We start from the raw sequence: 20,826 nt of genomic DNA, 5'->3' as shown, positions 1-20,826 counted from the left end.
CTACCCCCTGTAGACTGATACACTAATCATCAGAGCGAATAACCTCAACACCTTTATCTTGCAGATCTGATGTTGCATTATCAGATAAATTAGCATCAGTGAGCACTAAGTCTATTTTCTCAATATCTAAAGCATGAAATGTTGCAATTTTTCCATACTTCGACGAATCCGAAATCAAACAAACCTTTTTTGATACCTTAGCAATAGCACGCTTAACAGTAATCTTATTTTCATTAGGTGTTGATAAGCCCCTTAAACTCCAAGATGAGGTAGATATAAATGCAATATCTATATTCATATCCAATAAGAAATCAGCGACTTTGGGTCCCACAGTAGATTGATTATCACGATCTGCTTTACCACCAGTATGATAAATTTCATGGGAAGAGTGAGCCATCAATAAGGTTGCTATTGAAAAGTCATTAGTAATAATCACTAAATCCCCTCTATTACTCAATTGATGAGCAACCTCTAAGGAAGTCGTCCCTGCATCTAAATACACAGTTGAATTAGGTGATATTAAATCAACGGCAAGTTTACCTATTTGCTCTTTTTGATGAGAAAACTGCATTATTTTCATATCACGTGATAATTCACTATGCAGTACTTCGGTAAGTTGTACCCCACCAGAAACAGAATTTACACGCCCCTGCTTTTCTAACTTTTCTATATCTCGACGCACAGTCATATGTGAAACATCAAGCAAATCAGCAAGTTCAACAATACTTACTACTTGCTGGCTTTTTAACATAAACAGAATTTTACGTTGTCTTTCAGCTGGAATCATAACATCTCTATTTATTCACCTATGGGGTAATAAAGAGTAACAGATAAACACCAAGTTGTTAATAAATGTGAACTTATGTGTAAGTTTTTCTTAATTATGATGAAATTTGTTTTAAAAGTGTTCAAACATAACATTAAAGAGGCGAGTTATGATTAAAATGACAACAATTGTTAAATAATGTTAAATTACGTTAAGTAATGTGATTAATGACGCATTATTTATTAATATGAGTATATATACTCCTTTCCACAAACATAAATTAACAACTATTTAACGGAGACAACATGTCAAATGAAGTGAAATCAATTGGAATCATTGGACTTGGCTCAATGGGCATGGGTGCTGCAAAATCTTGTATTAATGCAGGCTTAGATGTTTACGGTATTGATTTAAACGAAGCTGCCCTAGCAACATTAAGTGACGCAGGTGCTAAAGCGGTTTCAACCAATGCATTAGACTTTTCTCAACAATTAGATGCGGTATTAGTGCTGGTTGTTAACGCTAAACAAGTTAACACTGTGTTATTTAAAACGGGTCTAGCGGCTAGTTTAAAACCAAAAACCGTGGTCATGGTATCAGCAACAATTTCTGCAGACGATGCCAAGCAGATCGAACAACAACTTAAGGCACACGACCTAATCATGCTAGATGCGCCAGTTTCAGGTGGCGCAGCTAAAGCAGCAACCGGTGACATGACAATCATGGCTTCAGGTTCAGCAGAGGCCTTCTCAAAACTAAAACCAGTACTCGATGCAACGGCAGCCAAAGTTTACAACATAGGTGAACAAATAGGCCTTGGTGCAACGGTAAAAATTATTCATCAATTATTAGCAGGTGTACATATCGCAGTGGGTGCTGAAGCAATGGCATTAGCGGCTCGAGCGAATATTCCTTTAGACCTAATGTATGACGTAGTGACCAATGCAGCGGGAAACTCTTGGATGTTTGAAAACAGAATGAAGCATGTAGTAGATGGCGACTATTCACCAAAATCCATGATCGATATTTTTGTTAAAGATCTCAACTTAGTCGCTGATACAGCAAAAGATCTGCAATTCCCATTACCGCTATCAAGTACCGCATTAAATATGTTCATTTCTGCCAGTAATGCAGGTCATGGACAAGAAGATGATAGTGCAGTGATCAAAGTCTTTGATGGCATCACATTACCTGGCGTGGAGAAATAATATGTTACTTGGTGTAATTGCAGACGATTTTACAGGTGCGACTGACATTGCTGGTTTCCTAGTTGAAAATGGTATGCGTACTATTCAAGTTAATGGGGTTCCAGATAAGGAAATGAGCATTGACGCAGATGCTGTTGTAATTAGTTTAAAATCTCGCTCATGCCCAACTGAACAAGCAATTAGCGACTCGCTTGCGGCATTAACTTGGCTTCAACAACAAAATTGCCAACAGTTTTATTTTAAATACTGTTCAACATTCGACAGTACTGAAAAAGGCAATATAGGGCCAGTTACCGATGCTTTACTTGAACAGCTAAACGAAGACTTTACAGTTATTTGCCCTGCTCTTCCTGTCAATGGACGCACTGTTTTTAACGGACATCTATTTGTATTTGAACAGTTACTTAGCGAATCTGGCATGCGTAATCATCCAGTAACGCCAATGACTAACTCTAACTTGATGCAACTGATGGACGCACAGGCAACAGGCTCAACAGGCTCAACAGGGTTAGTGGATTATCTTAATATCGAGCAAGGTGCTGATAATATCGTTAACAAACTTCAGCAACTTAAAACAGAAGGTAAACGTTACGCAGTAGTGGATGCCTTCAATGCCAATCATTTAAATGAAATTGGTAAAGCCGTTCACCAACTTAAATTAGTCACTGGCGGCTCAGGTTTAGCAGCGGGTATTGCTAAAAATTGGTCTGCACATTTACGAGATCAAACTCAAGCAAAACAAGCAGGTTACCCATCAAAATTACCAACGGTTATCTTTTCAGGGTCTTGCTCTGTGATGACCAATCAACAAGTTGCTCATTACAAAAAGACAGCACCACACTTTGCAATCAATGTGGAAGATTGCCTAAATAAACAGGACTACAGCAAACAAGTTTGTGAGTGGGTTATGAGTCAATCAACTAATGAATTGGCCCCTCTTGTTTATGCAACCGCAGATACTGATGCATTACATAAAATTCAACAGCAATACGGTGCAGAAGCATCAAGCCTTGCAGTAGAAAACTTCTTTAATGACCTAGCAATTCAATTAAAAGCGGCAGGTATATGTAACTTCATTGTGGCTGGAGGGGAAACATCAGGTGTTGTGACTCAAAGCTTACAAGTAGACAGTTTTCATATCGGCCCACAAATCACACCAGGAGTACCTTGGGTTAAAGCTGTCAATGACAACCTTTCTCTAGCATTAAAATCAGGTAACTTTGGCGACCCTACTTTCTTCACTAAAGCGCAGGAGTATTTTCAATGAATGAAGCTCAATTAAGACAACAAATGGTTGACCTTGCCCGTTCTATGTTTGAACGAGGTTATGCAACTGGTGGCGCTGGTAATTTATCTGTTAAGTTGCCAAATGGGCAATTCTTAGCAACACCTACGGGTTCATCTTTTGGCCGCCTAGTAGCAGATGAACTCTCTGTTGTAGATAATACTGGCGCACATATCTCCGGTAAACGCCCTTCGAAAGAAGTGGCTTTTCACCTAGCTATCTATGAAAAAGATCCAGAGTGTAATGCCATTGTACATCTACATTCTACCTATTTAACCGCGCTTTCTTGTTTAGAAGACCTAGATTACAGCAATGCAATTAAAGCCTTCACTCCCTATTATGTGATGCGAATTGGTGAATTACCTGTGATCCCTTATTACCGTCCAGGTGCACCAGAGATTGCACAAGAGTTATCTAAGTTAGCAGGAAAATACCGTGCCTTTTTATTAGCAAACCACGGCCCAATTATCACAGGCACTGACTTTTTAGATGCTGTAGATAATGCAGAAGAGCTAGAAGAAACAGCAAAATTAGCGCTGTTATTAGCAGATAAACCAACACGCTATTTAACCGATGTTGAAGTAGAAGACTTAAAAGGGAGAGGAAAATAATGGCTAAGTTTGCAGCAAACCTCACCATGCTTTTCACTGAAGTCGAATTTTTAGACCGATTTGAACGCGCTCACAACGCAGGTTTTAAAGCCGTAGAGTTTTTATTTCCTTACGCATTTGCAGCTGATGTTGTCGCCCAAAAGTTACAACAATACAAGCTTGAACAAGCTTTATTTAATATGCCTCCGGGCGATTGGGATGCCGGTGAAAGAGGCTTAGCGGCTAGACCAGGAAGAGAGCAAGAGTTTCGTGACAGTGTTGAAACAGCGCTACATTATGCAACAGCATTAAACTGTAAAAAAGTACATGCTATGTCTGGCATGATCGACCCAAATTATAGCATTGAAGAACATACCAGCACGTTTGTTAACAACATTAGATATGCTGCTGATGCCTTTGCCAAGCAAGGTATTGAACTAATGATTGAACCATTAAATTCACGTGATGCACCTAATTACTTTATTGCTCATCAAAGACAAGCTGCAAAGTTGATCAAGCAAGTCGACAGAGCAAACGTAAAACTTCAACTTGACCTTTATCATGCGCAAATTATGGATGGTGATTTAACCACACTGATCCAAGATCTGGCTTATGTAACAGGTCATATCCAAATCGCTTCTGTCCCATCTAGAAATGAACCCCTGACTGGTGAAATAAATTATCCATATTTATTCAATGCATTAGATGCATCTGGTTACCATGGTTGGATTGGCTGCGAATATAACCCTAAAACAACAACTGAAGATGGCTTACATTGGGTTGCCCCTACTTGTAACCATTAACCTTAAAACCACCATTAAATAGTTTATTTAATTAACTTTTTAACCTACTTATTTAATTAAAAGGAGTTCCTCATGGATGGAGCACTGATTGGAATTATTGTTGGCATCATAGCCATGATGTTAATGATTGTAAAAACACGTATCCCTGTAGCACTAGCAATGATCATCGCTAGTATTATCATGGGCCTGTTTGCAGGTATGGTCCCTTCTGACTTAATTGGAGCAATTAAATCTGGGTTTGGTGGCGTCTTAGGCGGTATCGGTCTAATCATCGCATTTGGTGTGATTATGGGCGCCTGTTTTGAACGTTCTGGTGCAGCAATTCGTATGGCCAAAACCTTCGTTAAATTATGTGGTAAAGGGCGTGAAGATTTAGCGCTTGGATTCACCGGTGTACTTGTTGCGATCCCAGTTTTTGTGACTCGGCTTACATCATTTTACACTCGTTAGTTCGTGCTATTTCACGTGATACAGGAAAATCTGCAGTAGGACTTGGTGTTACATTAGCATTAGGCCTACTGATTACTCATGCACTAGTGCCACCAACTCCTGGCCCAGTTGCTGTAGCGGGGATTTTAGGTGTTAACCTTGGCGAGTACATGATGTGGGGACTATTAGTATCAGTACCTATGATGTTACTTTCTATGATTTACATTCGTCGCGTGGGTAATGAATATTACCGCGTACCTAATGGTGACTTATGGATCACAAATGCTGCTGAATGGGCTAACCTTGAAAAAGTACAAGCTACTGACGAAAGCACACTGCCAAGTAACTTTTTATCATTCGGTCCAATCTTAATCCCTATCGCACTGATCCTTATTGATACTTTGTTTGGTGAAGGTAGCTCATTTTTCCACTTAACTATCCAACTTATTGGTAACCCAGTAGTGGCTGTTGGCTTAGGTGTGTTAATGGCTCTATACGGCTTAACTCGTAATATTGAGCGTAAAGATATGGTTGGTTCAATGGATGACGCATTATCAACAACTGGTTTAATTTTAATTGTAACGGGTTGTGGTGGTGCAATGGGTGCAGTACTTAAGTCATCAGGTGCAGGACCACAGGTTGCAGAAGCGATAGCAAGTAGTGGCATCCCACCATTACTAGTGCCCTTAGCCATCGCATCAATGTTACGTTTAATTCAAGGTTCTGCGACAGCTTCAATGATGGTAGCAGCAACAATGACTTTACCATTAGTAGATACCTTAGGTTTAGACCCAGTATTTGTTGCATTAGCCTGTGCTGTTGGACCTGTTGGGTTCTCACACTTAAATGATTCATACTTCCATATTATTAATCGTACGCTTGGTATTACTGAGTTAGCGGATCAATTAAGAATTTGGTCAGTATCATCCACTGTAGCTTGGGCAATTGGTGCAAGTATCATAATGATATTAAACTTAATCTTCGGTCAAGGCGGCACTTGGATTGACCCTGTTGTCCCTATTGCGATTCTAGGAATGATTATGGCTTGGATAAAAATAAAATATCCAGCATCCCCTAGCCAATTAGCAATGGCGCAATAAAAACAAAAAAGGCCTAGTAAATACTAGGCCTTTTGCTTTAAGGGTAACTTAAATAGTTCGCTTATTTTAAACCTGTTACTAAATTATCAGCTAGGTTGTTTAATAAGATGAAGTAAGCTTCAGGACCTTGTTCGATATCAGAACCTAATGGATCTAAGACACCTGTTTTCGCACCAGACCCTTCGATAATTGTCTCTACTAAACTTGATTCAAATTGTGGCTCACTAAATACCGCTTTAGCTCCCGTTCTTTTTACACGTTCACGAATTTCACTAATGCCTTTAGCGCCAGGTTTTCTATCTGGGTCAATGGTTACAGAACCTACCGCATTCAAATCATAAGCAACTTCAAAGTACTGGTATGCAGAGTGGAAAGCTAGGTAAGGGATAGTTTTAACTGGTGCTAATTTTTGCACTAGTTGTTGATCTAATAACACTAGTTTTTCTTTTACTTTAGCTGCATTTGCTTGGTATTGCGCTGCATGTGCAGGGTCGATTGCAATTAATGCTTTAGCTGTTTCAAGAACCACTTTCTGAGCCATTTTAGGATCTAACCAAAGGTGCATATCATTTACACCATGATGATGCTCTTCGTGACCAGCATGTTCTTCGTGCTCTTCATGGCCTTCGTGATCTTCATCATGGTCGTCATGTGCTGCGTGCTCTTCATGACCTTCGTGGTCTTCATCATGGTCGTCATGTGCTGCGTGCTCTTCATGACCTTCGTGATCTTCATCATGGTCGTCATGTGCTGCATGCTCTTCATGCTCATCACCGTGTTCATCGTGATGTTCATGCTCATCCCACTCTGCACCATTACGTGTTTTTAATAATGATGGTTCAAGTACTTCAGCTAATTCTAATTGCGTTGCATTGTCTGCAACTGTCTCTAATGGTTTTTCAAAAAGCTTTCCATCTCATGACCAATCCAAACTACAAGGTCAGCATTTGCCAACGCTCTTGCTTCTGAAGGACGAAGAGAATAAGCATGTGGAGAACCTTTTTTAACTAATAAGGTAGGTGTTGCGACGCCTTCCATGACAGCACTTACTAATGAGTGCAGTGGTTTAATACTAACAACCACTTTAGCCGTTTCATCTGCCATCAATGTCTGCAAAGGCAGTACAAATACAGATAGACAAATAAATAATAGTTTTTTCATGTTTAGTCCTTTAATATAGTTGATATGGTCAATGTTATAATATAACATTTTTTATTGTCAACTATCTACTGAAACATACTTTGTTTAGATCATGACAAAACACCGATCAGGAACACTTCAAATAATGGTATTTTGCAAAACATGCTAACCTCAAAAAAACAGGATACGAGCCAACCGCTCCTCACCTTAACCAGCGTTAATTTAACGATAAGTGAACGTTCTTTACTTGAATCCGTCGACTTAGAGTTGCACCGAGGCGAAATCGTTACCGTCGTTGGGCCTAACGGAGCGGGTAAGACAACTTTATTACGTGTTGCACTGGGTTTACAAAAACCAACTTCAGGTTCAGTGACTCTCGCGTCGAATATCACCATTGGTTATGTGCCGCAAAAGCTGCATATCGACCCGACTTTCCCAATCACAGTAAGACGCTTTTTAGCCTTAGCTAAAGCGCACAATAAACATTCCTTTGAAAGTTTATTAAAAGATGTGGGGGCAGAGCATGTAATCGATTCTCCGTTACAAAATCTATCTGGTGGTGAGTTACAACGTGTATTAATGGCTAGAGCATTAATGCGTGACCCAGACATTTTAGTCTTAGATGAACCGGTTCAAGGCGTTGATGTACACGGGCAAGTTGAGTTATATGACTTGATCAGTCGAGTACGTACCGAACGCGGCTGCGCTATTTTGATGGTATCCCATGATTTACATTTAGTAATGGCATCTACTGACCGAGTATTCTGTTTAAATAAACATATTTGTTGTAGCGGAACACCAGAAGTGGTGGTCAATGATCCTGCTTACACAGCTTTATTTGGTCCTTATGCGGCAAGACATTTAGCTATTTACGTACATGACAAAGAACATCAGCATGACCATGATCACAATCATGAATGCTGCGGTGACGGGGAACATAATCACAATGGATGATTTTTTATTAAGAGCGCTATTAGGTGGATTAGGCGTAGCACTGGTTGCAGGCCCTTTTGGATCTTTTGTGGTGTGGAGACGTTTAGCTTATTTTGGTGACACATTGGCACACTCAGCTTTACTTGGTGTGGCTTTAGGTTTTCTTTTACATATTAATCTAACCTTAGGTATTTTCCTTATTTGCCAAATGTTAGCGATTTTACTGTTTGTTAGCCAATATCAACGCCAGTTAGCCAGTGATACATTATTGGGGATATTTTCCCACGGAGCTTTATCCCTCGGGTTAGTTGCCCTGGCATTTATGGATAACGTCAGAATCGACTTAGTCAGTTATCTGTTTGGTGATATTTTAGCGATTGGTTACAGTGATCTATTTTGGATCTACGGAGCAGGCGGAGTTGCCTTGCTTGGTTTGATTTGGATTTGGAAACCACTGCTATCGATTACTATTCATGAAGATTTGGCACGTGTTGAGGGGATTCCTGTTGATCGAATCAACTGGTTATTCCTAGGCTTAATTGCATTGATTGTAGCGATTATGATGAAGGTGGTTGGGATGTTACTGGTCACCGCACTACTCATTATTCCAGCAGCAACAGCGAGACGCTTTGCTAACACACCTGAAAGCATGGCCTTAATTGCGATGTTAATTGGCGGAGTCAGTGTTGTATTAGGCTTATTGGGATCTTTCCAATACGACACACCATCAGGCCCTACAATCGTGGTCGCTGGTTGTATCTTGTTTATTGGCAGTATCTTATTACCGAAAAGACATTAAGAAACAATATTTATCTAATTAAAAAGAGCTCAAATTGAGCTCTTTTTAATATTCTCGCACATAAATTCTTAAACTAGTTTAACTTCCCCACTCAAAAATCTGCCATTCAGGATGTTTAAGTGCTTCTGCGGATAAGCGCTCGCAAGGGTTTACTAAATACGCGTAATCGGCATATTCACATAACGGCAAGTCATTAATTGAATCACTATAAAAGTGTATTTCATCAAAGCTATTAGTCTGTTCAGTTAACCATTGTTGTAAGCGTAATATTTTCCCTTCACGATAGGTTGCAATACCAGTGACTTGATTAAAGTAACAGTTATTTTTACTGACGAGTTCAATACCTAACGCATCTTCTATCCCAATCGCTTGAGCGACTTTTTTGACAATAAAAGTCACCGTCGCTGAAATCACTAAACAAGCAACACCACTCTCTTTTAAAGATTTCACCAGGGTTAGCGCTTCAGGGAATACTAAGGGTAAGATATCACTAGCAACAAACTCATCCACCAAACTATCTATTTCATGCTGAGGAATATGCGTAATAGGCGCTAGGGTATAAACAATATACTCTTCCATATCTAGCTCGCCTTTGGCGTATTGCTCCATCAAGGCTTGATCTGTTGCTAGATAATCCGGATCTGTGACCACTCCTTTTCTGACCAGAAATGCACTCCATAAACTAGCACAATCTCCATTCACTAAGGTTTCGTCCATATCAAATATATGTAGTGGCTTACTCATATTATGCTCTCACCGGTTGTATTTCATTTAAGTTAAACAGTAGTTCAAGGGTGCTTCCGGCAGCCATTAAACGCTCTGAAGAACGATTAAGTAGATCAACTGTTAAGGCTTGTTTCTCGACCTCAATGCTGTAGCGAATAACATTCCCTAGTAACTGATGAGATAACACAGTGCCCTGTTTAGCCACTGAGATATGATCGCCATATTGACGACCTGCTTCTTTGATATAAATAGACTCAGGGCGAATCGCTACCTTTTGTTGACTATCTAACTTAAACCACTGATTTGCTGTTTCCGTCTCAATTAAGTTGTAGTGCCCCATAAAAGAAGCAACAAATTCATTAGCTGGTTTAGTATAAATATCTTCTGGTTTACCTTGTTGTACGATCGCCCCCTGATTCATTAGAAAGATGCGATCTGACAATAACATCGCTTCTTCTTGATCATGAGTTACAAACACAGTGGTTAAATTTAACTCTCTTTGAATTTTTAATATTTGTTGACGAAGGCTTTTACGTATTTTTGCATCCAAAGCTGATAATGGCTCATCCAATAACAGAATACGAGGTTTCACCACTAAAGCGCGAGCTAAGGCAACACGTTGTCTTTGACCACCCGATAATTCACGAGGATAAAATTGTTCTTTACCATCTAGCTCAACTAGGTCAATCATGCGCTTTGCTTCTGCACGTGCTTCAGCTTTATTAATGCCTTTCATTTTTAACCCAAAGGCAACGTTATCTAACACGGTCATATTAGGAAACAGTGCATAGGATTGAAATACCATGCCTATTTCGCGCAGTTGTGGTGCGGTATGAGTGATGTTCTCTTGATCAACCCATATGTCACCCGCATCGACTTGGTTTAATCCAGCTAGGCTGCGTAATAAAGTCGACTTACCACAGCCACTTGGGCCTAATAAGGTAATAAACTCACCTTTCTCAATGGTGAAATCAATCTCTTCAAAAACGGTGACATCACCAAAACGTTTAGCCAATTGACTAACTTTTACATAACTCATTATTCATTCCCTTTACTGAAACGGGTGGCTAGCCAAGTGCATACAAAGATAAAAGCAAAATAGGTCATCACTAAAGCTGAGGTGAAATGGCCGCTAGTTTGGCGCATGTTATATAGATAGATTTGTAGGGTTTCATAACGCGTTCCCACCAGAATATTCGCGAAGACAAACTCCCCTAATAAAAAGGAAAAAGATAAAAATGTCGACGCTAATAAGCCTTTCTTCAAGTTAGGTAAGATAATCAACAAATATGCTTTTGTGGTACTCGCTCCTAACAGGTGTGCAGCATCCACTAAATCTCTGAGGTTAATGGAGGTAAAACTATTAGAGATGGCACGATACATAAATGGCAAAGCAATAGTGAAATAGGTACCGATTAAGATCCAAGGTGTTCCCACTAATTGCACTGAACTGTCAGCATATAACTGTAACAACCCCACTGAAGACACCACTGGTGGCACTGCAAAAGGTAATAATATTAGAATATTCATCACCTTATCTAATGCAGGATAATAGTAAAACACCACAAAGATCATCGGCAACACTAACACCATGGCTAAGATCAACGATGAGATACAGATAAATAACGAACGCCCAAAAGCTTCTAAAAAGCGTGGGTCGGTTAATAACTGTGTATACCATTTAAAGGTAAATCCATCTGGTAACATGGTCGCTCCCCAACTAGAGGAAAACGAATAGATTAAGGTTGCTAAGATCGGAATAAACAGTAGTCCTGAAAGCCCATAAACAACGCTTTTGTGAAACAGTAAATTATTGTTATCCATGGTAACTCCTTGCAATTAACCATTGATTAACCGCGGTGATCAAGCCGAGTAATAACATTAATAACGCCGAAATTGCCGCCGCTAAATTAGGCTCTAAAAAGAGATCCCCTGACACCAAACTCGCGATACGTATGGTCACCATGTTGTAGTTACCATTAGTTAATGCATAAACACTGGCATAGGCACCAATGGCATTAGCAAATAGAATAATAAACGTCCCTAATAAAGCAGGTGATAGAATAGGTAAGCCAATTTTCATCCAATATTGACGAGAGCTTGCTCTAACAACTGTGACGCTTCATAGGCATCTTTTTTCAACGCATCAAAAGCCGGGTACAGTAATAACGCCCCTAATGGAATTTGGAAGTAGATATAAAGCGCAAGCAAACCAGACTTGCTATATAGATCAAAGTCTCCTAGTAACCCCCACTGTCTCAATAACAGGGTTACCGCACCGTTGGTGCCCAAAATAATAATAAAGGCAAAAGCGAGAGGGACACCGGAAAAATTACTGCTCATATTGGTAAAGGCGACAATCGCATCACGTATTCTGCTGTTAAGATGACGCAATGACGACACTAAAATAGCAGCTAAAATCAAACCAATAAGACTTGACCAAAAAGAGATCCAAAGACTGTTACTAAAACCTTGTAAGATAAAAGCAGAATCAAATATTTCACTATAATTTTCAATAGTCCACTCACCTTCGTAAATAAAACTATTAATTAATACCCACACCATAGGCGCGATCTGAAATAGATAAAGAAAGCAATAAAAGGTAATAACCATAATACTGGTTTATATTTTCTTAACGTAAACTTCCCTTGTTGCATGGGCTTTGTACTACTCATAAACGATCCTTTAGTTAAGCCAATGCATCTTCATTAAATGCTTTCTGGTGTGTTAATCCTAGGACTTCACATACCAAACCACAGAGCTCAGTTTGTTTAATCGCAACATCTAGATGACTAAAGCGATCTCCAATTACATACAGCGGGACTTCACGCTCTTCAATTAAGGTGCCACCATGTGATTTATCGTTATTCATACCATGGTCACTGGTGATCAAAATTTGGTAACCCTCTTCGATCCAAGTCGGTAAAAAATTAGATAAAATAATATCGGCATGACGCGCACTATTTCTGTATTCCGGTGAATCTAACCCAAACTTATGCCCGGTATCATCGATATTCATGGAGTGTACTAATAGGAAATCTGGATCAAACTCTTGGCGTAAATACTCACCATCTAATATCAATGCCTCATCCGGGTAATGGTCCCAATGATAAAAAACGCCATGTTGAATTTGTAAACTTTCATTATGTGTATGACGATCTCTCACTGGATCATAAGGGGAGCGATTGTAAAGTTCACTAACCCAATGATAAGCGGCAGCTGCAGTTGTTTTACTTTGTGCTTGAGCCAAACTAAACACCGATTCAAACAGCGATCGACGTGTTACATTATTATGCACAATACCACTTTCTATCGGTGTCACACCCGTTAATATACATTCGTATAAAGGGCGAGAAAGAGATGGAAGTTCGCTGTACAGCGAGTATTGAGTTGCTTTCTTGTACTCTACTAAACCATTTAAGTAGCCCAAACAATCTTGAGCTACTTTTAGGTTTAAGCCGTCAAGAACAACAAGAATAACCTTATCGTTCATTTGAGCCCCTTATTAGTTTTGGTGAATTAACACACCTTCTTGCCATTGACGTGGTAATTTACGTGCCGATTTTTCCCAAGCAGCAAAATCTGTGATTGGATGAACTGATTTGTACTGTTCATTTGGAATCAATTTAGCTTGGATATCAGCAGGTAATGTCACACTAGTACGGATTGGACGAGCATAACCATCGGCTAAATTGATTTGGCCAGCATCGCTAAAGATATGTTCACGCGCTAATTTTGCGGCGTTCGGGTTTTTAGCCCATTTGTTGATGATAGTTGTGTAACCTGAGATAACAGAGCCATCCTGTGGAATGTTCACCGTAAAGCGAGAGCGGTCAATTTGATCACGGTAGTTAAGTGCATTAAAGTCCCATAAAATAGCGACTTCTATTTCACCCTTTTCAAGATTAGCAACACTTGGGTTGGTGTATGATAAACGCCCTTGCTTAGCTAATTTACCAAAAAACTCAATGGCAGGATCTAAGTTCCCTTCATCACCACCGTTCGCAATTGCGGCAGCTAATACCGCATTATTTGCCTGTGACGCAACACCCACATCACCCACAGTTACCTTATAAGAACCCGTTAATAGATCTGCCCATGTTTTTGGTGCATCTTTCACTAAGTTATTATTAGAGATAAATGAGATAGTGCCGGTATAAGCTAATGCCCAATGACCATCTTCATCTTTTGCCCAATTTGGAACATCATCCCAGGTGCTTGGTTTATATGGCTGAGTCACCCCTTTTTTCACTGCAACACGTGCAAAAGCAAAACCCACATCGCCGATATCGGCCGTTGCATTAGATTTTTCTGCATCGAATTTAGCAATTTCTTGCGCAGAGCTCATATCAGTATCTTGATGTTCGATACCATATTGTGTTTTTAGATCTGCCCAAGTATCTTTCCAGTTTGCCCAACTATCAGGCATCCCGATACTGTAAACTTGACCTTCCTTTTGAGCAGCAGCCACGAGCGAATCTATCTTCGTTGATTCAGCAGCATAAAGTGATTGTGATAAAGAGAGTGCAATTAGTGTTGTTGTAACTTTAAATGTATTCATTTTACTTCCCATCCTCTGGACTAGTTCAGTGAGTTCATTTTTCATACTACAAGAGAAACATTACATTTTTTTACAGTAAGTTGAAACTTTATTTTAAACTTTTTGTGAACTATTTTTGAAATTAACCCTTTAAACACCAAGTCTACTGATATTAATGTATAGTTAACAAACAAATAGAAAAAAAACTGGACTAGCTCAATTATGAAAAGAAACGCCGACAACCCTAAAATGAAAGATGTTTTACGTGAACAAATTTTCGGTCGAGCGTTATTACCCCTGCAAAAATTACCCTCGGAACGTGAGTTAAGTGAGCTTTTCTCCACCACACGTATTAGTGTTAAAGATGCATTAGGTGCATTAGAAACCGAAGGGCTGATTTATCGAGAAGATCGAAGAGGTTGGTTTGTTTCACCACCACGAGTGCATTACAACCCGTTATCACGTTGTCATTTTAATCAAATGATTAATGAACAAAATCGTATTGCTGAAACAAAATTAATTAATGTCAGCACAATTATGGCGCCTAGTGATTATGCTAAGGTATTAGAATTAAAGGAATTAACTGAGATTCATGTGATCGAACGATTACGTTATATCGATGGTAGAGTCGTATTATTTGTTGAAAATTGCTTAATTAGCCATTTCTTCCGGGGATTATTGCAGAAAACCTGACCCAATCATTAACGCAGTTATACCAAGACAAATATCAATTTACTACCAGCCGTTCACGTTTTGATGTGATACCTGCAGCTGCTCCTGCGCATGTTGCAAAAGCGCTTAATATCAGTGCGGGACAACAAGTGCTCAAAATATGTCGAGTGAATTACAATCAGCAGGGGCAAATTATTGATTGTGAATTTGAGTATTGGCGTCCCGATGCAGTGATGATCAGCATTGATAGTATTGAACATAACTAGCCTATAAAAACAGCTTAGTTGAGTTCTGTGGTTCACAGAGCTAAAAAGGATTATCAGTGCTAAAAAGGATCTTAAATTTTGACGATACACTTACCCGTAAAACCGCCATTGAGCTGACGATGTAAGGCTTCTGTCACTGATTTTTGATCAAACTCTACTTCAGAAATCTGTGGTAATTTAATCTTATTTTCTACTAGATTTTCCAGTAATAAGTTACCCAAAAAACTCATCTTTTGTTGTGCACAGAGACTCTTTGCTATCCATGCCCCACCTAAAGAAACAACGCTGATATTCGGTGCTTTGAGGTACATTAAATCATGGTCAAGGGTAGGTAAGGGTTTTAAACAAGCAATACGCCCACAGAATCGCATCAATTCAATGTTGCGCAGGGTTGCCTCTCCACCAACAGAATCTAATACCGCATCAAAACCCATTGGACCAAGATCCTTTTTAATTTTGTTACAGAGTTTTTATCTTTATAATCAAACACAAAGTCTGCACCCAATTGTTTAAGCAGCTTGTGATTACATTTTGAAGCCGTAGTAAAAACATCTGCGCCACGCTGTTTTGCAAACTGAATAGCAAATTGGCCAATCGCCCCCGCTCCTGCTTCAATTAAGATTGTATCACCCTCTTTCAAGTGCAATTTATCTAAACAGATCAAAGCCATCATACCGGACAGGGTAAGCTTGCAGCTTGCTGAGCAGAAATATTATCGGGTACAACAGACACCGCAAAGTTAGGCACTTTAGCGTATTCACTCAACACACCTTGTTGAGCAATATTAGCGTGCCACATAACGCGTTCACCAACATTCGGATATAACCCCTGTGCTGCTTTCACCACTATACCAACCGCATCCAAACCAACAATATAAGGATACTTTCTTGGTTTAAAACCTTGCTTGGCAAACATGCCATCTAATTGGTTTAATCCAACATACTCGATTTTAACTAATAACTCATCGGGTTCGCATTGTGGAATAGGAAAGGTCATTTCAGATAGGCTAAATGCATCATTGGCTTCAGACAAAGCTAAGGCTTGCATTGTATTAGGAATAGTTTGCTGTATTGATGTTTGAAAATCAGGCATGTCTACCTCTAAGTATGACAACCATGTCTATGTGAATAATTACAATATTGCACATCTATTTTGAACGAATTCTCCCACTGTGAAGCTAAGTGGCTCACAGAAGGAGAAGTTGAATTAGTAAATCGTTTATTTACCTAATGACTCAAGTTGCTTTTCAGGCTCAGTGCTACCCTTTTTAGTTTTACTCACTAACATGTAGAACACTGGTGTTAGTAATAAACCAAAGACTGTTACACCGATCATACCAGCAAATACCGCGTTACCCATAGCATGACGCATCTCTGCACCTGCACCGGTTGCTAATACTAATGGAACCACACCAGCAGTGAATGCAATTGAGGTCATTAATATCGGACGTAAACGCATACGACATGCTGCTAAAATAGCTTCAAAATGAGATAAACCAGTATCGTTTTGATCTTTTGCAAATTCGACCATTAAGATCGCATTCTTCGAGGCTAATGCCACTAATACAATTAAGGCTATTTGCGTAAAGATATTATTGTCTGAACCAACTAACCACACACCTAATAAGGCAGAGAAGATAGTCATAGGTACAATCAATATAATCGCTAATGGTAAACGTAAACTTTCATATTGCGCCGCAAGTACCATAAATACTAACAATACAACTAATGGGAATACATAAACCATCGTATTACCAGCCAGTACTTGTTGGTAAGTTACCTCTGTCCATTCATATTCGATGCCCGTTGGTAATGTATCTGCTAGCACTTTCTCAATGGCAGCTTGTGCTTGATCAGAACTATAACCAGGAGCAGGACTACCATTTAATTCAGCACTTGGATAACCGTTATAATGCATTACACGATCTGGGCCAATACTTGGTACAACCGTTAATACAGAACCTAATGGCACCATGTTTCCTGCGCTATTACGTACTTGCAAGTTCAGTATTTGCTCAGGATCTTGACGATAAATTGCATCGGCTTGCGCATTCACTTGGTAAGTACGTCCAAATAGATTGAAGTCATTTACATACACAGAGCCTAGGTAGATCTGTAATGCATTAAATACTTCGTCCAATGGTATACCTTGAATTAATGCTTGCTCTCGGTCGACATTAATATCCATTTGCGGTACTTGAATACGGAAGCTTGAGTAAAGCCCGACTAATGCTGGGTTTTGACGTGCTTCTGCAATCACTGCTTGTAAGCTACCAAATAGTGCATCAAAACCTTTATTTGCTCTATCTTCAATTTGTAACTTAAAGCCACCTGTTGTTCCTAAACCTTGAATCGGTGGGGGTGGGAAAACCGCCACAAAAGCTTCATCGATGGCAGCAAAACGTTGATTTAAGGTTGCCGCGATCGCCATTGCCGACTCACTTGGATCAGTACGCTTATCGAAGCTTTCTAATGGGGTAAATACTATTCCGCTATTTGGGCTGTTGGTAAAACCATTCACCGATAGACCTGGGAAAGCAACCGTATGTGCAACGCCCGGTACATCTAATGCAATTTTCTGCATTTCAGAGATAACTTCTTGAGTACGATCTAAACTTGCTGCATCCGGTAATTGTGCAATGGCAACTAAATATTGCTTATCTTGCTGTGGGATAAATCCACCTGGTACCGAATCAAATAATTTAACCGTCCCACCCACTAGCGCCACATAAGCAACCATCACAATCACGCTTAAACGGATTAGTTTTTTAACCATTTTTTCATAGCCTGTTGCGCCTTTATCGAAAACTCGATTAAACGGTTTAAACAGAAAACGTCCAAATAATTTATTTAACACACGGGTAAACCAGTCTGGCTTGCTATCGTGTGATTTTAATAATAATGCCGATAATGCTGGCGATAAGGTTAATGAGTTAAAGGCTGAAATGATCGTTGAGATAGTGATCGTTAAAGCAAATTGTTTGTAGAACTGTCCTGATAAACCACTAATAAAGGCCGTTGGAATAAATACCGCTGACAGCACTAAAGCAATCGCAATAATCGGGCCTGTTACTTCACTCATGGCAACACGTGTTGCTTCAAGTGGTGATAAGCCTTTTTCTATATTTCGTTCAACGTTCTCGACCACCACGATCGCATCATCAACAACAATACCAATCGCTAATACCAAACCAAATAATGACAAGGTATTAATCGACACACCTAACCACTGCATCACAGCGAAGGTACCAATTAAAGAGATAGGTACAGCGATTAATGGGATAATAGAGGCACGCCATGTTTGTAGGAATACGATAACTACTAATACAACCAGCACAATCGCTTCTAATAAAGTGCTAATAACCGCATCGATAGAGCCACGTACAAACACGGTAGGGTCATATACGATATCGTATTCAACACCATTTGGAAAAGCTTTGGATAAACGCGCCATGGTTTCACGTACTTGATTCGATAACTCAATGGCATTCGAACCAGGGCGCTGGAACACAGGTATCGCTAAGGCAGGCTGATTATCTAATTCGGCACGCAGTGAGTAACTATCTTGGCCTAATTCAACACGAGCAACGTCAGATAAGCGTGTTAACTGCCCTTGGTCGCCGACTTTAATAATCACATCACGGAACTCCTCAATATTATTTAAACGCCCTTTTACATTTAATAATATTTGGAATTGGCTATCTGTAGGGACTGGTTGCGCGCCTAAACTACCCGCTGCAACCTGTTGATTTTGTGAACTTAATGCATTAACTACATCACTTGCGGTTAAGTCTCTTGCTGCTAATGCATCTGGGTTCAACCAAACACGCATAGAGTACTGACCACCACCAAATAATCGAACATCACCAACACCTGGTAGACGTGCAATTTCATCTTTGATGTTTAAGTCGGCATAGTTTGAAAGGTATGCGGTATCTACACTATTGTCAGGTGAATAAAGATGCACCACCATGGTTAAATCTGGAGAAGATTTTTCAGCGACAACCCCTAAACGCTGCACCTCTTCAGGTAAACGTGGCAAAGCACTGTTTACACGGTTTTGAACTTGTACTTGCGCACGGTCTAAATCCGTGCCTAAAGCAAAAGTTACCGTCAATGTCATCGCACCATCACTGGTTGCCTGTGAGAACATGTATAACATGTTCTCCGTACCATTGATCTCTTGCTCCAAGGGTGTTGCCACTGTTTCAGCGATAACCGTCGGATTAGCACCAGGGTAACTTGCAGATACAACTACTGTTGGTGGTACAACTTCTGGGTATTCACTGACTGGTAATTGGAATAATGAAATCCCACCAGCAATCAAGATCACCAGCGATAACATCGCCGCAAAAATGGGGCGCTGAATAAAGAAATGAGAAAACTTCATTACAGTTCCTTAGTGCTTGCTGTCAGTGACTCATCTAATGAAGACAGTGTGAAAGTAATGTCACTGCTATCGATAGTCACTAAATTAGGTTTTATTCGCATACCTGGACCAACACGAGCTGGACCATTCACTGCAATCGTATCTGATGCAGTTAGACCTGATGTGATCACACGTAACTTACCGTAACGGTCACCTACTTCTACTTGCTTGTATTGCAGTACGTTATCTTCACCGACGATCAATACAAAACGGTTGTTTAAGTCAGTACCAATCGCACGATCTGGGATTACAACTTGTTCAGTAATATCATTGGCCGCTAATCTAATACGTGCAAATGATCCCGCGCGTAAGCTTTCGTCTTGTGCTTCAAACACAGCTCGAACACGCAAAGTACCGGTTGCAGCATTGATTCGGTTATCGATAAAGTTGATATAACCTCGGTATGGGAAATCTTTTTGACCTACCTTTTGCATCACTACTTTTTGCTTACTAGCGGCAGTCACGTCATTAAATGAGCTGTTCCAAGTACGCTCATCAACATCAAAGTAACCATACATACTCTTATTTGACACGATTGAAGTTAACACCGTTTGCCCTGCAAGAATGTTATTACCTCTAGTCACATTAGTACGTGAGAATCACTCCATCAATCGGAGAGCGAATAGTCGCAAAGTCTAAATCAAGCTGAGCAGCCACTAATTGTGCTTTTAATGCCGCCAATTGTGCTTCACCTTGTGTTAAAGCAGATGCGCGAGATTCAGCTAACTCTGTAGAAATAGCTTTTTTCTTGATCAAACGAGATGCACGTTGTGCTTCGCTACGCACTTGTTGTAATGACGCTTCAGAACTCTGTACTTGTGCTTTTAAACCGGCAACAACCGCAGCAAATGGGCGGTCATCGATTTTAAATAACAGATCGCCCTGTTCCACATGGTCACCTTCATGGAAAGAGACTTGCTCTATCACACCAGAAACTCGTGGCATCAATGATACCTGCTCAGGAGCCTCCAAACGTGTGGTATAGGTATACCACTTTTGCACGGGCTTAACTAACACCTGAGCCACATCAATTGGCTGAAGTGGGTGTTGAGTTGCTGCTTGGCTAGGTGTTTCTCCACAGCCGATTAAAGTAAGAGTGGTAACAGCCATCATTGCTGTCATGAAATATTTGCGCATAGCG

The 20,826-nt window shown here is 40.0% G+C and carries 17 protein-coding genes and 5 pseudogenes; 8 read left to right on the top strand and 14 right to left on the bottom strand.

Annotated elements, in window-relative coordinates; genetic code table 11:
* Nucleotides 1–22: 22 nt before the first annotated feature.
* Nucleotides 23–787 carry a DeoR/GlpR family DNA-binding transcription regulator gene (locus ACLKL2_RS14295; protein ID WP_113820569.1) on the bottom strand — a complete coding sequence of 255 codons (765 nt, stop codon included), beginning with the start codon at nucleotides 785–787 and terminating at the stop codon, nucleotides 23–25.
* A gap of 284 nt (nucleotides 788–1,071) precedes the next feature.
* On the opposite strand from ACLKL2_RS14295, the gene ltnD reads away from it, so the two are divergent.
* The 5 genes and pseudogenes from ltnD to ACLKL2_RS14270 all read left to right on the top strand — a co-directional run bounded on the left by ltnD (nucleotide 1,072) and on the right by ACLKL2_RS14270 (nucleotide 6,181).
* Nucleotides 1,072–1,974 (top strand): L-threonate dehydrogenase, encoded by a 903-nt coding sequence (ltnD, locus tag ACLKL2_RS14290; protein ID WP_413692248.1) that lies wholly within the window; start codon nucleotides 1,072–1,074, stop codon nucleotides 1,972–1,974.
* A gap of 1 nt (nucleotide 1,975) precedes the next feature.
* Entirely contained in the window at nucleotides 1,976–3,241 is a 1,266-nt protein-coding gene (gene otnK / locus ACLKL2_RS14285; protein WP_413692247.1) for a 3-oxo-tetronate kinase, read from the top strand.
* Nucleotides 3,238–3,870, top strand: coding sequence for an aldolase (locus ACLKL2_RS14280; protein WP_413692246.1), 633 nt, complete (start codon nucleotides 3,238–3,240; stop codon nucleotides 3,868–3,870). Before otnK ends, ACLKL2_RS14280 begins: the two co-directional genes overlap by 4 nt.
* Nucleotides 3,870–4,652: a 2-oxo-tetronate isomerase gene (gene otnI / locus ACLKL2_RS14275; RefSeq protein ID WP_413692245.1), complete on the top strand. Its 783-nt coding sequence runs from the start codon at nucleotides 3,870–3,872 to the stop codon at nucleotides 4,650–4,652. The genes ACLKL2_RS14280 and otnI overlap by 1 nt, the downstream gene beginning before the upstream one ends.
* A gap of 72 nt (nucleotides 4,653–4,724) precedes the next feature.
* Nucleotides 4,725–6,181, top strand: a pseudogene (locus ACLKL2_RS14270) (GntP family permease).
* A 61-nt stretch (nucleotides 6,182–6,242) separates the two neighbouring features.
* Here the strand turns inward: ACLKL2_RS14270 and ACLKL2_RS14265 are convergent.
* The 3 genes and pseudogenes from ACLKL2_RS14265 to ACLKL2_RS14255 form a co-directional block, all read right to left on the bottom strand.
* Nucleotides 6,243–6,800 (bottom strand): annotated as a pseudogene (locus ACLKL2_RS14265) (zinc ABC transporter substrate-binding protein); the annotation flags it as partial.
* A complete protein-coding gene (locus ACLKL2_RS14260) occupies nucleotides 6,752–6,982 on the bottom strand; it encodes a hypothetical protein (RefSeq protein WP_413692244.1) in 231 nt (76 codons plus the stop codon). The gene ACLKL2_RS14260 and the pseudogene ACLKL2_RS14265, both read right to left, overlap by 49 nt.
* 87 nt (nucleotides 6,983–7,069) lie before the next feature.
* The gene (locus tag ACLKL2_RS14255) at nucleotides 7,070–7,342 is read right to left on the bottom strand and encodes a metal ABC transporter solute-binding protein, Zn/Mn family (protein ID WP_413692243.1); all 273 of its coding nucleotides are present in this window, start codon (nucleotides 7,340–7,342) and stop codon (nucleotides 7,070–7,072) included.
* A 141-nt stretch (nucleotides 7,343–7,483) separates the two neighbouring features.
* On the opposite strand from ACLKL2_RS14255, the gene znuC reads away from it, so the two are divergent.
* Complete coding sequence (znuC, locus tag ACLKL2_RS14250) at nucleotides 7,484–8,275, top strand: zinc ABC transporter ATP-binding protein ZnuC (protein ID WP_413692242.1); 792 nt, start codon at nucleotides 7,484–7,486, stop codon at nucleotides 8,273–8,275.
* Nucleotides 8,217–9,053, top strand: coding sequence for an iron chelate uptake ABC transporter family permease subunit (locus tag ACLKL2_RS14245; protein ID WP_258546944.1), 837 nt, complete (start codon nucleotides 8,217–8,219; stop codon nucleotides 9,051–9,053). Before znuC ends, ACLKL2_RS14245 begins: the two co-directional genes overlap by 59 nt.
* Before the next feature lie 78 nt (nucleotides 9,054–9,131).
* Here ACLKL2_RS14245 and ACLKL2_RS14240 read toward each other — a convergent pair whose 3' ends face one another.
* From ACLKL2_RS14240 to ACLKL2_RS14210, 7 genes are all read right to left on the bottom strand, one after another.
* Complete coding sequence (locus tag ACLKL2_RS14240) at nucleotides 9,132–9,797, bottom strand: HAD family hydrolase (protein WP_413692241.1); 666 nt, start codon at nucleotides 9,795–9,797, stop codon at nucleotides 9,132–9,134.
* Nucleotide 9,798: 1 nt separating this feature from the next.
* Nucleotides 9,799–10,818 carry an ABC transporter ATP-binding protein gene (locus tag ACLKL2_RS14235; protein ID WP_413692240.1) on the bottom strand — a complete coding sequence of 340 codons (1,020 nt, stop codon included), beginning with the start codon at nucleotides 10,816–10,818 and terminating at the stop codon, nucleotides 9,799–9,801.
* Nucleotides 10,818–11,603: an ABC transporter permease gene (locus ACLKL2_RS14230; protein WP_113817447.1), complete on the bottom strand. Its 786-nt coding sequence runs from the start codon at nucleotides 11,601–11,603 to the stop codon at nucleotides 10,818–10,820. Before ACLKL2_RS14230 ends, ACLKL2_RS14235 begins: the two co-directional genes overlap by 1 nt.
* Nucleotides 11,596–11,862, bottom strand: coding sequence for a hypothetical protein (locus ACLKL2_RS14225; protein ID WP_413692238.1), 267 nt, complete (start codon nucleotides 11,860–11,862; stop codon nucleotides 11,596–11,598). The genes ACLKL2_RS14230 and ACLKL2_RS14225 overlap by 8 nt, the downstream gene beginning before the upstream one ends.
* Nucleotides 11,859–12,344 carry an ABC transporter permease gene (locus tag ACLKL2_RS14220; RefSeq protein WP_413692236.1) on the bottom strand — a complete coding sequence of 162 codons (486 nt, stop codon included), beginning with the start codon at nucleotides 12,342–12,344 and terminating at the stop codon, nucleotides 11,859–11,861. Before ACLKL2_RS14220 ends, ACLKL2_RS14225 begins: the two co-directional genes overlap by 4 nt.
* A gap of 124 nt (nucleotides 12,345–12,468) precedes the next feature.
* Nucleotides 12,469–13,272 (bottom strand): alkaline phosphatase family protein, encoded by an 804-nt coding sequence (locus ACLKL2_RS14215; RefSeq protein ID WP_413692234.1) that lies wholly within the window; start codon nucleotides 13,270–13,272, stop codon nucleotides 12,469–12,471.
* Between the two features lie 12 nt (nucleotides 13,273–13,284).
* Entirely contained in the window at nucleotides 13,285–14,340 is a 1,056-nt protein-coding gene (locus ACLKL2_RS14210; RefSeq protein ID WP_413692232.1) for an ABC transporter substrate-binding protein, read from the bottom strand.
* Nucleotides 14,341–14,541: 201 nt separating this feature from the next.
* Here ACLKL2_RS14210 and ACLKL2_RS14205 point away from each other — a divergent pair.
* Nucleotides 14,542–15,257, top strand: a pseudogene (locus ACLKL2_RS14205) (UTRA domain-containing protein).
* Between the two features lie 71 nt (nucleotides 15,258–15,328).
* On the opposite strand, the pseudogene ACLKL2_RS14200 reads toward ACLKL2_RS14205, so the two are convergent.
* From ACLKL2_RS14200 to ACLKL2_RS14190, 3 genes and pseudogenes are all read right to left on the bottom strand, one after another.
* A pseudogene (locus tag ACLKL2_RS14200) lies at nucleotides 15,329–16,349 on the bottom strand (zinc-binding dehydrogenase).
* 126 nt (nucleotides 16,350–16,475) lie between these two features.
* The gene (locus ACLKL2_RS14195) at nucleotides 16,476–19,646 is read right to left on the bottom strand and encodes an efflux RND transporter permease subunit (RefSeq protein WP_413692230.1); all 3,171 of its coding nucleotides are present in this window, start codon (nucleotides 19,644–19,646) and stop codon (nucleotides 16,476–16,478) included.
* A pseudogene (locus ACLKL2_RS14190) lies at nucleotides 19,646–20,822 on the bottom strand (efflux RND transporter periplasmic adaptor subunit). Before ACLKL2_RS14190 ends, ACLKL2_RS14195 begins: the two are co-directional and overlap by 1 nt.
* Between the last annotated feature and the right edge of the window lie 4 nt (nucleotides 20,823–20,826).

Origin of the sequence: Psychromonas sp. KJ10-2, assembly GCF_047323255.1 — a bacterium.
Taxonomy (GTDB): Bacteria; Pseudomonadota; Gammaproteobacteria; order Enterobacterales; family Psychromonadaceae; genus Psychromonas.
The sequence above is the reverse complement of the archived record's forward strand: the minus strand, read 5'-3'. Positions and strand labels throughout refer to the sequence as shown.

What these genes read in the sequence shown, in the direction of transcription:
- ACLKL2_RS14295 (WP_113820569.1), bottom strand. Translation starts at nt 787, where the DNA reads ATGATTCCAGCTGAAAGACAACGTAAAATTCTGTTTATGTTAAAAAGC.
- ltnD (WP_413692248.1), top strand. Translation starts at nt 1,072, where the DNA reads ATGTCAAATGAAGTGAAATCAATTGGAATCATTGGACTTGGCTCAATG.
- otnK (WP_413692247.1), top strand. Translation starts at nt 1,976, where the DNA reads ATGTTACTTGGTGTAATTGCAGACGATTTTACAGGTGCGACTGACATT.
- ACLKL2_RS14280 (WP_413692246.1), top strand. Translation starts at nt 3,238, where the DNA reads ATGAATGAAGCTCAATTAAGACAACAAATGGTTGACCTTGCCCGTTCT.
- otnI (WP_413692245.1), top strand. Translation starts at nt 3,870, where the DNA reads ATGGCTAAGTTTGCAGCAAACCTCACCATGCTTTTCACTGAAGTCGAA.
- ACLKL2_RS14260 (WP_413692244.1), bottom strand. Translation starts at nt 6,982, where the DNA reads ATGAGCATGAACATCACGATGAACACGGTGATGAGCATGAAGAGCATG.
- ACLKL2_RS14255 (WP_413692243.1), bottom strand. Translation starts at nt 7,342, where the DNA reads ATGAAAAAACTATTATTTATTTGTCTATCTGTATTTGTACTGCCTTTG.
- znuC (WP_413692242.1), top strand. Translation starts at nt 7,484, where the DNA reads ATGCTAACCTCAAAAAAACAGGATACGAGCCAACCGCTCCTCACCTTA.
- ACLKL2_RS14245 (WP_258546944.1), top strand. Translation starts at nt 8,217, where the DNA reads ATGACCATGATCACAATCATGAATGCTGCGGTGACGGGGAACATAATC.
- ACLKL2_RS14240 (WP_413692241.1), bottom strand. Translation starts at nt 9,797, where the DNA reads ATGAGTAAGCCACTACATATATTTGATATGGACGAAACCTTAGTGAAT.
- ACLKL2_RS14235 (WP_413692240.1), bottom strand. Translation starts at nt 10,818, where the DNA reads ATGAGTTATGTAAAAGTTAGTCAATTGGCTAAACGTTTTGGTGATGTC.
- ACLKL2_RS14230 (WP_113817447.1), bottom strand. Translation starts at nt 11,603, where the DNA reads ATGGATAACAATAATTTACTGTTTCACAAAAGCGTTGTTTATGGGCTT.
- ACLKL2_RS14225 (WP_413692238.1), bottom strand. Translation starts at nt 11,862, where the DNA reads ATGAAAATTGGCTTACCTATTCTATCACCTGCTTTATTAGGGACGTTT.
- ACLKL2_RS14220 (WP_413692236.1), bottom strand. Translation starts at nt 12,344, where the DNA reads ATGGTGTGGGTATTAATTAATAGTTTTATTTACGAAGGTGAGTGGACT.
- ACLKL2_RS14215 (WP_413692234.1), bottom strand. Translation starts at nt 13,272, where the DNA reads ATGAACGATAAGGTTATTCTTGTTGTTCTTGACGGCTTAAACCTAAAA.
- ACLKL2_RS14210 (WP_413692232.1), bottom strand. Translation starts at nt 14,340, where the DNA reads ATGAATACATTTAAAGTTACAACAACACTAATTGCACTCTCTTTATCA.
- ACLKL2_RS14195 (WP_413692230.1), bottom strand. Translation starts at nt 19,646, where the DNA reads ATGAAGTTTTCTCATTTCTTTATTCAGCGCCCCATTTTTGCGGCGATG.